This is a genomic window from Microcoleus sp. POL10_C6 (genome assembly GCF_036701585.1).
Classification (GTDB): domain Bacteria; phylum Cyanobacteriota; class Cyanobacteriia; order Cyanobacteriales; family Microcoleaceae; genus Microcoleus.
Genome location: NZ_JAUBRB010000061.1, coordinates 1 through 14,500, shown reverse-complemented (window position 1 = coordinate 14,500; position 14,500 = coordinate 1). Strand labels below are relative to the sequence as shown.

Annotated in this window: 13 protein-coding genes; 6 read left to right on the top strand and 7 right to left on the bottom strand. The window is 44.1% G+C overall.

The window, feature by feature from the left end; genetic code table 11:
* Positions 1–49: 49 nt before the first annotated feature.
* Positions 50–1,438, bottom strand: coding sequence for an aminopeptidase P family protein (locus QUA34_RS25095; RefSeq protein ID WP_333326309.1), 1,389 nt, complete (start codon positions 1,436–1,438; stop codon positions 50–52).
* A gap of 396 nt (positions 1,439–1,834) precedes the next feature.
* On the opposite strand from QUA34_RS25095, the gene QUA34_RS25090 reads away from it, so the two are divergent.
* Together QUA34_RS25090 and QUA34_RS25085 are read left to right on the top strand one after the other, a co-directional pair.
* Positions 1,835–2,278 (top strand): DUF4332 domain-containing protein, encoded by a 444-nt coding sequence (locus QUA34_RS25090; protein WP_333389803.1) that lies wholly within the window; start codon positions 1,835–1,837, stop codon positions 2,276–2,278.
* 82 nt (positions 2,279–2,360) lie between these two features.
* Positions 2,361–2,720, top strand: coding sequence for a Spx/MgsR family RNA polymerase-binding regulatory protein (locus QUA34_RS25085; RefSeq protein WP_333326311.1), 360 nt, complete (start codon positions 2,361–2,363; stop codon positions 2,718–2,720).
* A 2-nt stretch (positions 2,721–2,722) separates the two neighbouring features.
* On the opposite strand, the gene QUA34_RS25080 is transcribed toward QUA34_RS25085, so the two are convergent.
* The 3 genes from QUA34_RS25080 to QUA34_RS25070 form a co-directional block, all read right to left on the bottom strand.
* Positions 2,723–3,139 (bottom strand): GNAT family N-acetyltransferase, encoded by a 417-nt coding sequence (locus QUA34_RS25080; protein WP_333326313.1) that lies wholly within the window; start codon positions 3,137–3,139, stop codon positions 2,723–2,725.
* 105 nt (positions 3,140–3,244) lie between these two features.
* Complete coding sequence (locus tag QUA34_RS25075) at positions 3,245–3,844, bottom strand: Uma2 family endonuclease (RefSeq protein WP_333389801.1); 600 nt, start codon at positions 3,842–3,844, stop codon at positions 3,245–3,247.
* Positions 3,845–3,997: 153 nt separating this feature from the next.
* The gene (locus tag QUA34_RS25070; RefSeq protein WP_333389798.1) at positions 3,998–5,569 is read right to left on the bottom strand and encodes an NAD(P)H-quinone oxidoreductase subunit N; all 1,572 of its coding nucleotides are present in this window, start codon (positions 5,567–5,569) and stop codon (positions 3,998–4,000) included.
* Positions 5,570–5,610: 41 nt separating this feature from the next.
* Between QUA34_RS25070 and QUA34_RS25065 the strand changes: the two genes are divergently transcribed.
* The 4 genes from QUA34_RS25065 (at position 5,611) to QUA34_RS25050 (ending at position 9,423) form a co-directional block, all read left to right on the top strand.
* Entirely contained in the window at positions 5,611–5,820 is a 210-nt protein-coding gene (locus QUA34_RS25065; protein WP_333326319.1) for a hypothetical protein, read from the top strand.
* 265 nt (positions 5,821–6,085) lie between these two features.
* Complete coding sequence (locus QUA34_RS25060) at positions 6,086–7,078, top strand: ABC transporter substrate-binding protein (RefSeq protein WP_333389796.1); 993 nt, start codon at positions 6,086–6,088, stop codon at positions 7,076–7,078.
* Positions 7,075–9,171: a SpoIIE family protein phosphatase gene (locus QUA34_RS25055; protein WP_333389794.1), complete on the top strand. Its 2,097-nt coding sequence runs from the start codon at positions 7,075–7,077 to the stop codon at positions 9,169–9,171. The genes QUA34_RS25060 and QUA34_RS25055 overlap by 4 nt, the downstream gene beginning before the upstream one ends.
* A gap of 150 nt (positions 9,172–9,321) precedes the next feature.
* Positions 9,322–9,423: a helix-turn-helix domain-containing protein gene (locus QUA34_RS25050; RefSeq protein WP_333326335.1), complete on the top strand. Its 102-nt coding sequence runs from the start codon at positions 9,322–9,324 to the stop codon at positions 9,421–9,423.
* Between the two features lie 69 nt (positions 9,424–9,492).
* Here the strand turns inward: QUA34_RS25050 and QUA34_RS25045 are convergent, their stop codons facing one another.
* The 3 genes from QUA34_RS25045 to QUA34_RS25035 form a co-directional block, all read right to left on the bottom strand.
* Positions 9,493–10,506 carry a poly(ethylene terephthalate) hydrolase family protein gene (locus QUA34_RS25045; protein ID WP_333389792.1) on the bottom strand — a complete coding sequence of 338 codons (1,014 nt, stop codon included), beginning with the start codon at positions 10,504–10,506 and terminating at the stop codon, positions 9,493–9,495.
* 222 nt (positions 10,507–10,728) lie between these two features.
* Positions 10,729–12,105 (bottom strand): response regulator, encoded by a 1,377-nt coding sequence (locus QUA34_RS25040; protein WP_333389790.1) that lies wholly within the window; start codon positions 12,103–12,105, stop codon positions 10,729–10,731.
* On the bottom strand, positions 12,102–14,500 hold a 2,399-nt coding region (locus tag QUA34_RS25035; protein ID WP_333389788.1), incomplete at its 5' end, for a PAS domain S-box protein. The genes QUA34_RS25040 and QUA34_RS25035, both read right to left, overlap by 4 nt.

The window sequence follows — 14,500 nt, the reverse complement described above, 5'->3', positions numbered from 1 at the left end:
TTTTTCACCCCTGATGGAACTGCGTATGTGTGATAGAAGTAGGCTATACTTACGTATTTACCGCAACTAACTCCTCAATCTCCGGAGCTTTTGTGGGCAATTTCCCTGTCAATACTTCTCTACCGTCATTGATGACAAGTATATCATCTTCTATGCGTATCCCCCGCACATCTGCAAATTTTTCCAAATCCTCCCAGTTTACGAAATATTCATATTTGGCGCGGTTTTCTGGGTTATTTAAGATTGCCGGAACTTGATAAAATCCCGGTTCGATCGATACCAGCATTCCGGGACGCAAAACTCGATTCAACCGCAAAAATCCCAACCCAAACCGACTGCTTCTGGTTCTTCCTTCTTCATAGCCAGCCAAATCGCCTAAATCTTCCATATCGTGAACATCCAAACCGATTAAATGTCCGATACCATGTACAAAAAACAGCGCGTGAGCATCCATCTCTACTAAATCTTCAACATTGCCGCGCAAGATGCCCAAATCAACTAATCCTTCCGCCATAATTCTAGCAGCTAACAGGTGAATATCTTGATATTCCACCCCCGGAATAATTTTATCAATACAAGCATCGTGTGCTGCCAAAACTACATCATAAATCGCTCTTTGAGTCGGAGAAAACTTGCCAGAAACCGGCCAAGTGCGAGTCACATCAGCCGCCCATCCCGTCGATGTTTCCGCACCAAGATCTGCTAACAGCAAATCTCCGGTTTGTAGGGGATTGTGATAATGTTCGCTGTGCAGGACTTCTCCATGTACTGTAACGATACTGGGATAGGCATAGGTCATATTTTTGGAGATGATGACACTTTCCATTGCAGCGCGCACCCCTGCTTCAATTTGAGCATTTCGAGTTGCGGCCATACCCGCTTTATGAGCTTCTACAGTAACAGCGGCAGCTTGACGCAATTCGACCAAACTGGCTGCGTCGTGGCTCAGGCGCAGAGATACGATCGCCTTGGTTAATTCTAGGTCGATTCCGGTTGGCGAATTGGGCGGTGCCAGAGGGCGATCTAGAATTTGAGACTGTTGCAACTGAGTCCAAGAATCCTGAACTGCGATCGTTGCTGCATTTGTAGATCGCGATTTCAATGCGGTCATTGGGAAAGCAGCATCAGCCCCAATTAGTTCGGCAATTTCTGCTCTTTTCGGCATTTCTCCGTGCCAAAGCGTGCTGCTAGCAGGTGCGTCATCTAAGAACAATTCTAATTTGCCCGATTCTAAGCGAATGGCAGCATTTTCTAAGGGCAAACCAGCAAAATATAAAAAGTGACTGCTGGCACGAAATGGATAAGTAAGTGCCGGATAATTGCGAGGAATGCTGCGTCCCGACCATAAAATTACCGGAAAATTAATTAAACTAGCCAGTTGTTGCCGCCGTTGCTGTAAAGTATTAGTTAACAAATCATCACCTTGTGTAATTGTCATGGGTAAAAACCTATAATTTTGAGTTGGGTTTGCAGTCAGCCACAAGTTTTTGCATTCTCAGCATTAAAGAACTAAAATTCGGACTGCCAACTTGGCAGGCATTTTTGATAAAATCCTCATCGGTCACTTCTTTTTTGCTAGCATTTATAGGCTGTCTTTTTTATAGTCTTTCTCGTCATCGCCGGGATGATTTGGTTAAACAGTAAGCCTGATCGCCACTCAGTAAAACCAGGCTGAAAGTGCTACTCTGCAAGCAATTAGCAAAAATGTCACAACACCCGCAATTAGTCAAATTCCTTGGTCTGGTTTTTGTTGATTGGGTGACGTGAGCGAGATCCTCTATTGACTGTTTGATATATGAGACTTTAAAGTATAAGTAAAATTAACTGAAAAAACATGAAAATTTCTCATAAAGCTCCTCAAACTTCTGTGCAAGTACGCGACTGGCCGATCTCACATTTACCGGGATTGAGCAAGGAAAACCAATCTCAACTGGAAGAGTGCAGCATCACCACAACCGGACAACTAATTCGCATGACGAAAACGCAGGCGGCGAAAGTGTTGCTAGCCCATCAATTACAGATTAACATTCAATATGTTAATAAATGGGTAGCGATGGCTAATTTGGCTCGAATTCCGAGTGTAGGCTGTCAGTATTGCGGGCTGTTACTGCACGCGGGTGTTGCTTCGCCGGCTCAATTGGCTCAAATGCCCGTGGAAAGATTGCATCAACAAGTTTTAAGGCTGCACGTAGCGACGATGCAGCGCAATGACTTGACTCCTTCAGTCGATCGCGTGCAAAAATGGGTTCAACAAGCTAGATTAGTCATTAGTCAGTAGTCAGTTGTCAGTTGTTAGTTGTTATTAGCCAACAGTCAGCAGTCAACAGTCAACAGTCAACAGTCAACAGTCAACAGTCATTATGTCAATTCAAGTTTACGGAATCCCCAATTGCGGAACCTGCAAAAAAGCTTTCCAGTGGCTCAAAGATAGCGATGTTAATTACGAGTTTATTAACACAAAAGAACACCCGCCGACTCGCGAAACAATTCAAAGCTGGGTAGCTGCTTTGGGTTTTCAACCCATGCGAAATACTTCTGGTCAATCTTACCGCGCTTTAGGCGATGACAAGAAAAATTGGACTAGCGAACAGTGGGTAGAGGCTTTTGCTAAGGATGCTATGCTGCTGAAACGTCCTCTTTTCGTTAAAGATGGAACGGCTGTTTTAGTAGGTTTCAAAGAAGACGCAATTAGAGAAAAACTGGAGCTTTCAACAACCTGAGTTCAGCCTGTTGTTCGCCGCAAAAACTTAAGTTCCCCCATATCATCACTGAAACTCCAACGCTCGTAAAACGGCATCATGTGCGGCAAACAATTAAGATAAAAATGCTCGACAGCTTGCAGTTCAGGATGACTTAAAACTGCATCCATCAACTTCGCACCCAGTCCCATCTTTCTGTGTGTCGGCTTGATGATGACATCAAAAATCATGGCTCTGTAGACAAAATCGGTAATGACGCGGGAAATGCCAATTAGTCGATCGCTCTCATCGACAAAACCAATGATAACATCAGTAGAAGCCAGCATTTTCACCACATCCTCCCGCGTCCGCTTGTCGCTCCAAAACTCGTTTTTGTACAAATCCATCAAGTCTGAAACCTGGCTATCAGTCAAAGTTTCGACAATTCGGTAGTTAACCATATCTTCCCTCATAAAAATTAGAAGACTCAAGTCCTGACCACCAACCAACTTATTATTGTTTTACTGTTACCAAGCTAGACATTGCATCACCCCATAGCATGAATTTTACTGCTGCACTTCCGTTTCCTGGCTTTCAAATACCACTTTTGCATAAATCTCGCTCATCGACATTTGCACTTCCAAGGAAGCAAAAGAAACTATTGCTGTCTCTCCCTCATATTCCCGAAATAACCATTCATTCGATTCTGTTTTAATATATTGTGCGACTAAAAACTCAGATTGATTGACTAACACATATTCACAGAATTCAGGGATAGATCGATAAAACCGAAACTTATCCTCTCGATCAAAATCTTTAGTAGACTTAGAAAGCACTTCCACGATGAGCATCGGATTGAGGATCTCATCACTGCGTCCCTCGGTAAAAACTGGCTCCCCTTCAATCACCATCACATCCGGGTAAGTTCCCCGTCTGTACCGAGGAATCCACAACCGCAAATCGTTGTGAAAAAGCTCATAGCGCTGTCCCTCAAGCAAATTTCCCAAGACTCTACTCAAATTTCGGATAATCCGGCTGTCATTAATACTACCACCACTCATTTGTACAATTTTTCCATCGCGGTATTCATTTCTAAACTCAGCAGTTTCCTCTAACTCCCGGTACTCATCTGGAGTATAAAACTTTCCCTTACTTTGTACTAACATTGTTGCCTCTGTACTAACTTTTATCTGCGTTAATCTGCGTTAATCTGGCTACATCTGCGGTTAAAAATCATAATTAACAGTATATCACAACAAAAAAGAAACGCCCAACTGCAAAGAGTCAGGCGTTTTCCACTATTTCACAAACAGGAAAAATTAATCCCGGCGAGACACCAAATTCGATTCAATTTTCGCACCCACAACAGGTTGCACCTGACTAAAAGCCGACTGCAACATGGGAGTTTTGGTAACAGCATCATTAGCCAAATTAAACAAAGGGTTCGACAAAATTCCCGCCAATGTTGTCGCAACCAAAGTGAGTACAACGCTGACTTGCAAAGGCCGCATTCCCTGAAGGTTCCAGCGAACTTCGGGATAATTTTTTACCGCGTCTGACATTTCTTGAGGTTCTTTTACTACCATCATCTTGACAACGCGGATGTAGTAGTAAATCGAAACTACGCTGGTAATTAATCCCAGAATAACTAAGCCGTAAAGTCCTGCTTGCCAGCCGGCCCAGAACAGATAGATTTTGCCGAAAAATCCAGCCAGGGGCGGAATTCCACCGAGAGAAAGCAGGCAAATACTTAAGGCTAAAGTTAACAGCGGGTCTTTTTGGTACAAACCTGAGTATTCGCTAATTTGGTCGGTTCCAGTCCGCAGCGAGAACAGGATGATGCAGGCGAAAGCACCCAAGTTCATAAACAGGTAAACCAACAGATAAAATATCATGCTGGAGTAACCGGCTTCTGTTCCTGCAATCAAACCCAGCATCACAAAACCGGCTTGGGCGATCGACGAATAAGCCAAAAGCCGCTTCATGCTAGTCTGGGCGAGGGCAACCACATTTCCTAACACCATGCTGAGAATGGCTAAGGCCGTGAACACGAAGTGCCACTGTTCGATAAGTGCGGGGAAAGCAGTTGTTAACAAGCGGATTGCTAGGGCAAAACCGGCTGCTTTGGAACCGACAGAAAGGAAGGCAACAACGGGTGTAGGAGAACCTTCGTAAACGTCAGGAGTCCATTGGTGGAAGGGAACGGCAGAGATTTTGAAGGCGATGCCGGCGATCGCAAAAACCAAAGCAATCACCAAACCGAGAGATTGACCTTCATTGACAGTAGAAAGGTTAGCCGCGATCGCACTTAACTGAGTTTCGCCGCCAGACAACCCGTACAGCAGCGAAAGCCCGTAGAGAAACACTGCCGAAGAAGAAGCCCCAATTAACAAATATTTCAAAGCAGCTTCATTGGAACGCGGGTCGCGTTTTGTGTAACCCGTCAGCAAATAAGACGAGATACTCAGAGTTTCCAACGAAATAAAAATCGTCACCAATTCATCAGCGCCGCTGAGGAACATTCCCCCCAAAGTAGCGGTGAGTAAAATGCCGATGAATTCCGCTAAAGCAGTACCAGTTTGCAGTACATAGCGGACGGATATCAAAATAGTGACAGCCGCAGTCAAAGCGATAATGCCACGAAACACTAAACTCAAGGCATCGCTGTTAAAACCGCCTAGAAACGAGATGGTATCAACGTTATCCCACTGCAAACACAAGGCAGCGACGGCGGCCAACAAACCCGCAACGGCAACGTAGGGAGTCCAACCCGAGGAACTGCGGCCTACGATTAAATCGCCGACGAGAACCACCAAGAGGGTGATGATGACAATTCCCTCTGGCAAGATAGTTCCAGCATTTAGCTGGGCAGCAAGAGTAGCAAAATCCATATTTTCAGGCAGGTTGGGTAGTACAAGCCGCAAAGGCTGTAATGGGCTGTGAACTTGTAAAAATTCTTTACCAAACACAGATTGTAGCGGATTACAGCTTCGCGATCCCAATTGGGCGGGTGTTTGTTGCCGAAGAGTTGATACTCGGTAGCGGTTTTGCATACATGGGCGGGCATTGTAGAGATTGCCGGCTGATGTCACCTGCGCGGAGAGTCGCGATCGACCTTAACTGGCACAATGTAGAAAGTTAAACCAGTAATGTGGCATGACTGACTCGCTAAGTGCCTACAAACCGCAGATTCTCAATGACTTCAACAACCGCCCCGACTAGGAAAATGAATTTCACAAACAAGCTGCAACTCGGTTAGTAGAATTGGTCAAAGTGCGATCAAGCCAGCTTGTTCTAGATATTGCCACCGGAACAGGTTTAGCGGCGATTGTCGACGATGCACTTAGGTCGATCGGGTGCAAGCAAATATGAGTCGCCTTTTCTACACCAGGAATTCTCTAGATAGTATGTCTAAACTACTCTCTTACATCTGTATATTTATTATTACCGGCTGGCTGCTGTTTGCTTGTCATTCCCCGGAAGCCCTAAAAGTAAAACGTCCTCCCCTAAAAGTATCTTTTGTCCCTTTTGTTAGCTATACACCTCTCATCATTGCTCAAGAGAAAGGATTCTTCAAAGCGCAAGGGATAGACGTGGAACTGAGCTATGTAGACTACTCACAATTGCAAGACGCGGATTTCAGTGCAGGGAAGTATGATGCGATCGGATTGACCTTGGGCGATCTGGTGATATTGAGTGCCACAAATCCTGATATGCAAGCTGTGATGGTTTTGGATGAATCGACAGGTGCAGATGTGGTAGTCGCACAATCGGAGATTAAAACAATTCTTAACTTAAAACGAAAAAAGCTTGGTGCAAATCTAGGCAGCTTTAGCGAGGTTTTCGTTACTGAGATGTTGAAAACCTTTAAACTGACGAGCGATGATGTTAGCCTGGTTCAAGTCGAGGCTTTAGAAGTTCCCGATCGCTTACAAAACAATGCTATCCAAGCAGGACACACTTGGGAACCGTATCTTTCTGAAGCATTAAAATTAGGGGCGCATATCCTGTTTACAAGCAAACAAACCCCAGGCTTAATTTTAGATTTGGTCGCATTTCGGGGTGAGGTGATACGCGATCGCCCCGAAGATATTCGCGCCTTTGTGCGAGGCTGGCTTCAAGGCTTGTCATATTGGGAAGCAAATATTCCCGAAGGAAAGGAGATCGTGAGCAAAGCGCTGAATATTCCCATCAAGACAATCTCTTTCGAGGGAATAGACTTTACTGACCTGGCAAAAAATCAAAACTTCTTTCAATCAGACAGTCCTAATTATATATACAAAACCGCCAAAAAATATGCGGACTTTTTTATTCGCACGGGCAATGTGACGCGCCTTCCCAATCTAGAAAACTTGTTCAATTCTTCTTTTTTAACCCCCCCTCGTAGTCGGAAACCATGAAGCGCTCTTTCTTCAAAAGCATTCGTACAAAGTTAATCCTGTCGTTTCTCCTCGTTGCTCTGATTCCATTACTGCTGTTAGCATTTATTAACAAGCAGACAACTGAAAAGGCATTGACCGACAACGCACGACAAGCCCTATCTGCGGCGGCTAACGAAACCGCTTACAGAATAGATGGGTTTATCGATGGGAATCTCAATGCCGTGCGCGTAGAAGCGCTTTTACCAGGTTTGGCTACCTATCTGGGCCTACCTCCAGAACGGCGAAATGGTAGTCCCCAAGAGATGTTAGCGACTGAAACCTTAAGCCGCCTTAGTCGCAAAGATATGCTTAATATTATCTCCTATGCCTTGCTCAACTTAAAGGGACAGAATGTACTCGATACGAAGACATCGGGTGTTGGACGAGATGAATCCGGTCAAGATTACTTCCAAGAACCCCTCAAAACTCAACTACCTTTTGTTTCTAGTATTAGGCAATCGACGACAATTCCCAACCTCGCTACGCTTTTTTTTAGCAGTCCTGTTCGCGATGCAAAGAAAAATATATTGGGTGTATTGCGGGTGACATACAATGCCACATCTGTCCAGCAGTTGGTGACTCGGGAAACTGAACGCGCAGGTGCGAAATCCTTAGCAGTTCTTTTAGATGAACACTATATCCATCTGGCACATAGCACTACACCTGAACTCCTTTTCAAATCGATTGTGCCTTTGTCACCCAATGTTGTAGCGAAACTGCAACGCGAAGGGCGTTTGCCTAAGACTCTCACGAAAGAACTTGCAATCAATTTGCCCGACCTCAAGCAAGCTTTAGACACTAAACAGCCTTATCTAACCACACGATTGGCAGCTACGGGTAATAATGAGTTGAGCCTCTTAGCGATCGCCCGCCTGAAATATAAACCTTGGTCAGTTCTTTTCGCACAACCCATTGCCGTTGCCCTAGCACCTGTAGAAAAACAAATACAGGATGCACTTATTTTATTAGCAATCATCGCCACAATTGTAACTATCATCGCTTTGGCGATCGCACAACTATTAACAAAGCCTGTGATTTACCTCACCCAAGCCGTTGCCCAGTTTACGGCGGGTCACTTAGATATGCGTGTGAAGATGCGATCGCGAGACGAAATCGGCCTGCTGGCACGATCCTTCAACAGCATGGCGAGGCAAATTCAAGAATCCTTTGAAACCCTCGAAGACAAAGTTAAAGAACGAACAGCAGAACTCGCTAATGCTAATCAGGAAATCATTACCCTCAACGAAAAACTCCAAGAAGACAACCTCCGTTTAGGTGCAGAATTGAATGTGGCGCGTCAGATCCAGCAAATGATTTTGCCCAACCCCGAGGAATTGGAAATTGACGGACTAGATATCGCCGCATACATGGAATCCGCCGATGAAGTAGGAGGCGACTACTACGACGTGCTACAGATCGATGGTGTGGTCACACTGGCGATCGGTGATGTCACCGGACATGGCCTGGAGAGTGGCATTCTGATGCTGATGGCGCAAACCTCAGTTCGCACCCTGCAAGAGATTCGTGGACTAGACCCCGTTCGATTCCTGGATGTACTCAACCGTACCCTCTACAAAAACGTAAAGCGCATGAATTCTGAGAAAAGTCTGACGCTGGCGATTTTGAGCTACTCCGAAGGACTGATTAGCATCAGCGGTCAGCATGAAGAAACGCTAGTGGTGCGAAAAAATGGAGAAGTTGAGCGCATCGACACGATGGATTTAGGTTTCCCGATCGCTTTAGATGATGATATCGCAGGCTTCATCAGTCACATCCTGATTGAGCTAGAACCTGGAGATGGCGTGGTGCTATATACTGATGGCATTCCAGAAGCCTATAACATCGGCAAAAAGCAGTATGGACTTAAGCAACTGTGTGAAGTGATTAGTCAAAATTGGCACAAGTCGGCTGCTGAAGTTAAGGAGGCGGTGATTGTAGATGTACGGCAATATATCGGTAAGCAGAAAGTGTTTGATGATATTACGTTGCTAGTCTTTAAGCGGCAGGCTGAGGTTACTGAAAAGGGAAATTTAGTAAATAATAATATTATACCAAATGAAATCCTAAAATGAAGAACCAAGTTTGAGGAATACTTTATGAAAGTAAACTACTAAGAAAGAATTGATTTAACCGCAGACGAGTTAAAAATAATTTTTTCAGAGCAGCGGACTCTACCTAATAAACCAAAAATTTAGGCACTTTATTGGTTAAAAAATGGAGCGATTCAAAGCCTTACAGATGTAGCTGAACGTTTAGGTGTACATAGAATTACTGTACATAGATGGTTAAAACAATATAGTGCTCGCGGTCTGTCAGATCAGTGATGCCAAATAATAAAAATGTAGGCACACTATCTATTAGCCTTAATCTATCTTACGTTTTTTTAGGTGGAGCTACTTAGAAAATGGTTTTGGAACTGCAACGGTGGTAACACGGACATTCGGATCGAGGGCGTCACCTTGAGAGTAAATATACTCAAATGCCGATCGATCTTTAAGCATATTTGCCCGCAAAAATAGCGCGCTCCAACGGGCGATCGTTTCAATACCCACGGCTCGCTCTAAGGTAGCAGTATTGCGATCGGGGTTCGCACCCGCAGGGTTATTAACATTAGTGATGCTAAAGTGATTTGCACCCATAACAGTAATCAAAGCTTTGGGTGGTGTTTGAATTTGGTCAAAGGTGCTTTGAGATCGATCGGGCAGGGCGACACCATCGATATCGCCTTGAATCAACGCCACTGCAATGCCATCATTAGCGATGGGTACAAATTCATTAGCAATGGGATTCCGCAAGTTAGCTCCAAAAAATGCACCCGCTAATAATTCTTTCGGGCGCGTAAATGGCTCTTGACACAAATACAATTCTGGGAGGCATTTATTAGCAATCACGGATAACCCCACTGCACCACCAAAAGAATGACCTAATAAACCAAGGCGCTGCGTATCGATAACAGACGCGATCGGAGATGTGGGCTTTTTGTTTTCGATCGCCATTTGCGACAAAACCGCCGCAATTTGCGAAGTTTCCGACGCCAAATTAGGCGGTGAAGTGGGATTGAAGGGCGAAGGGCGCAAATGGTTCGGAACGACTACCACAAAGCCGTACCGCGCCACGTGGCTAGCGTAATCTGAATAAAATGATTTATCTACAAGCGCACCTTGCAATAAAAGTACAATGGGGAAAGAGTAATTACCCGAATTAAGATCCGATGGTTTAGGATAATAAATGTCAGCTAAATCGTTATTACCAGATATCGTCGTACTGTAAAAGCTAGTTTCTTTAAATGGCGGTGCATAATCGATTGTTGTGGCAAAAACTTTGCTAGCAATGACAACAAACGCAGCAATTGCACAAACAATTGCTAGAGTTTTTGCCGAAAAACAATGAGGGTAGAAATTCATCATTATTTTGGGTTTGAGAGTGCGTGCATAAGCTACGGAAAAAAAACAAGTCGGCGAGCTTTGGGAATTTAAGGAGCTTTGCCGGAAAAGGTTTCGGACTCTGTGACTAAGAGTATCAAATTGTGATTAATAGAAATTTGTGTAAAACTTGCAAATAAACTGACTCATAAATAAACACGATTCCTGATTTTACACCCTTTTTGACTACTTGGATTTTAGTGTGGCTTATAAGCCGACCAAATTTTCTTTAGAAAAACATTTTTTAGAGTATTGAATCGGAATTTCGATGGCTAATGTCGCTCCTTGATCCGGTATCGAAAAACAACGGAGTTGCCCGCCGTGGTCGTCCACTACAATAGCATAGCTAAGCGATAACCCCAAACCCTTTCCTTTGCCCACTTGCTTCGTTGTAAAAAATGGCTCAAATATGCGTTGTTGAATATCTTCGGTTATGCCCGGCCCATTATCAGTAATATAAATACCCACTCGAAAATCGGAGAGTAACTTCGTGCAAATAGTGATAGTAGGGATTGGGCTGTTATCATCTGCCTCTTTGGCCCAACTTTTTTGTGACTGCAACGCATCAATCGCATTGCTCAGGATGTTCATAAAAACCTGATTCATTTGCCCCGCATAACATTCTATCTTTGGCAGATCATCATACTCTTTTACCACTTTAATTATCCTTTGGTCTACTTCATCTTTCAGCCGATGCTGCAAAATCATCAGCGTACTTTCCAGCCCTTCATGGATATCCACCGCTTTCAACTCAGATTCATCGAGTCGGGAAAAATTCCGCAGCGATTGCACTATTTCTCCGATTCTGTCAGCTCCTATTCTCATAGAAGCAATTAGCTTCGGCAAGTCATTCCTGAGAAAAGTGAAATCGATTGCCTCCAGTTGTTCCTGGATAGCGGCTGTGGGATTGGGAAAATCTTCTGCGTAGAGTTGCACCAGCCTCAGCAAATCTTGAGTGTACTCCGTTACCGGAGAGAGGTTCCCTTTAATGAAGCTAATCGGATTGTTAATTTCGTGAGCTACCCCTGCTACGACATTCCCTAAACTTGACATTTTCTCGCTTTGGATGAGTTGAGCTTGTGCATTTTGTAACTGTTGTAGAGCCAGCTCTAGTTGTTGGGATTTCTTCCGCTCTTTAGCCTCGGACTCCTGCAATCGCGCATTTTGCTCGTACAATTTTTTTTGCAAACGCTGAATAGTTAGTTGATTTTCGACACGAGCTAAAACTTCTTCTAAATGAAATGGCTTGGTGATGTAGTCTACTCCTCCCACAGCAAATGCTTTGACTTTATCCAAAACTCGATCTAGGGCGCTCAAGAAAATAACTGGAATACCCGAAGTTCTGCCATCCGCTTTTAAATGTTGGCAAACTTCATAGCCGTTCATCTTGGGCATCGTGATGTCCAGTAAAATCAAATCTGGCGGGGTGGAACGCGCTGCTTTTAATGCCATTTCCCCGTTGATTACCCCCCTAACTTTATATCCTTTGTCGCTCAACATAGTCGATAAAAGACGCAGGTTGTCGGGGGTATCGTCAACCACTAAAAGATTGGCAACATGAGATGCTAATTGCTGGTTGTTCATGGGATAATTTGTTCGGTTAAGTCAGTAATTTTATCAAATCGAAAATTATGAATCCAATCGGTGAGAATCTCCGCAGAAAAAGTATCGGATTCAGGGATTGTGGATACTAAACTTAAAATCAGGCCGGCATCAGCATCGATAGCTCCATGATGTAACTGTCTCACCCAATCCGTAGGCATTGTCGCCAAAGTTGTCCTTAAAGTTTCAGTTTTTTCTCCTTCTTTTACACTCAAGTCTTGACCCTCAAGCTGAGATAATGTAAAGTTCGGTAAATCTTCATAAATATACTGTACCCCTAAATGTTCAGCCATTTTGGCAAAAATAACTTCTTCTTGGAAAGGCTTGCTCACAAAATCGTCACAGCCTGATGATAAAACAATGGCTCGCTCTTCCTCAAAAGCGCTAGCGGTCAACGCAACAATCGGGGTAGCCTCATCTTGAATCTTGGCTTTAATTTGTCTGGTAGCCTCATACCCGTCTATCACAGGCATTTGCATATCCATCCAAATTAGGTGAGGTTTCCAAGTTTCCCAGATTGTAATAGCTTCTTGACCATTTTCCGCTTCGCGCACCTCCAAGCCAAGCGGTTCGAGAAGATTAACCAATAGCAAACGACTCTCCCATTTATCATCAACCACCAAGATGCGATATGAGGGTTGGTTGGGTTCTAAACCAATTACCCGCCTTCTTGATTGTCGAGGTTGAACTTCAGCCATCTCAGGGGAGCTAATGTGGATATCAAAACTAAAAATTGTTCCTCGATTCAAGGTACTGCTGACGGTAATATCTCCTCCCATCAGTTGTACGAATTGTCGGCTGATGGGTAAACCCAAGCCAGTTCCTTCTTGAGATTTCCGACCCGCGTCAGTTTGTACAAAAGCCTTAAATAGAGAGCCTATCTCAGTAGGAGCAATGCCGTGGCCAGTGTCTTCCACTTCAAACGTAATAGTCCGTGGTTCGTTGTCTGTTGGGGACTTTTGTTTCTCAATTGCTGTAACCCGAAGTGTCACACTTCCCTTCGTAGTAAACTTGATCGCATTTCCTAGCAGATTAATTAAGACTTGACGCAATTTGCTTTCGTCAGTTTTTACATACTGAGGAATGTTAGAATTGATGTGCCAACTGAGCTGTAAATCTTTAGAATCAGCTTTGAGTTTGAGCATTTCTTGGAGAGAATGGAGCAAATGATACAGGTCAAAGCTAGTAGGATTTAATGTAATCCGACCTGCCTCGATTTTAGACATTTCCAGAACGTCATTAATCAGCGTCAGCAAATGCTCGCCAGAACGACTAATGATGGCGATCTGTTCCTGCTGTATGTGAGAAAGGGATGGGTCGCGTCCCAGCACTTGGGTAAAGCCGAGAATTGCATTGAGGGGAGTTCGCAATTCGTGACTCATTTTTGATAAAAATTCGCTTTTAGCCTTGTTAGCCGCATCTGCAACTTCTTTGGCTTGTTGTAAGGCTGCCTCTGCTTTTTTGTCCTCCGTAATATCGCTGGCTGTGCCAGTTATTCCTAGAATATTTCCCTCGGAATCCCGCACTACAAGTGAATTAAACCGGAGATTGATAGGTCTACTATCTTTAGCTAATTGTATGGTTTCATACTGAAATACGGACTCTCCATTCAGCATACGTTGGAATATCTCGTTATCTTTGGGAAGTTGTTCAGGTATCTGAAACTCACTGAATTTTCGCCCTATCATTTCTTCAGGGCTGTAGCCAAAAATCTGTTGGACGGCAGCGTTGACGAATGTATAACGCCCTTCAACATCAACTGACCAAATCATATCCTGCGATGTTTCAACTAAGTCACGGTATTTAGCCTCGCTTTCTTTGAGCGCTTCTTCTGCCCTTTGACGATCGGTAATGTCGTTAGTGACTAAGAGAATACACGCTTCTCCACCCAGCTCAATAATATCTGCTGATACCAGCATCTTCCTCACCTCGCCTGATGAAGTACGACAATCAAATTCCTGATTGCGAACCACTCCTGATTCTTGCAATAGTTGTCTGTATCTGTCACGTTCTTCTAAATTAACCCAAAGATTCAAATCCCTTGCTGTAAAACCAATTACCTGTTCGCGAGAGTAACTAAAAGTGCTGAGGAAACTGTCGTTCACTTCGATGTAGCGTCCATCTGCGAATCGGGCGATCGCGATCGGGTTAGGACTGGAACGAAAGGCTGTAGAAAACTTTTCCTCAGACTGGCCCAAGGCTATTTCTGTTTGCATTCTGACAGCCATTTCCTGTTCCAATTCTTGCGTTCTTTCTATAACCTTACGTTCCAGCGTTCGCGAGTATTCCCCTAATTGCTCGTAAAGTTGAGCATTCTCAATGGAAATAGCAATTTGGGCAGATAAAAGTTTTAACAATTCTAGGCGATCGGTAGTAA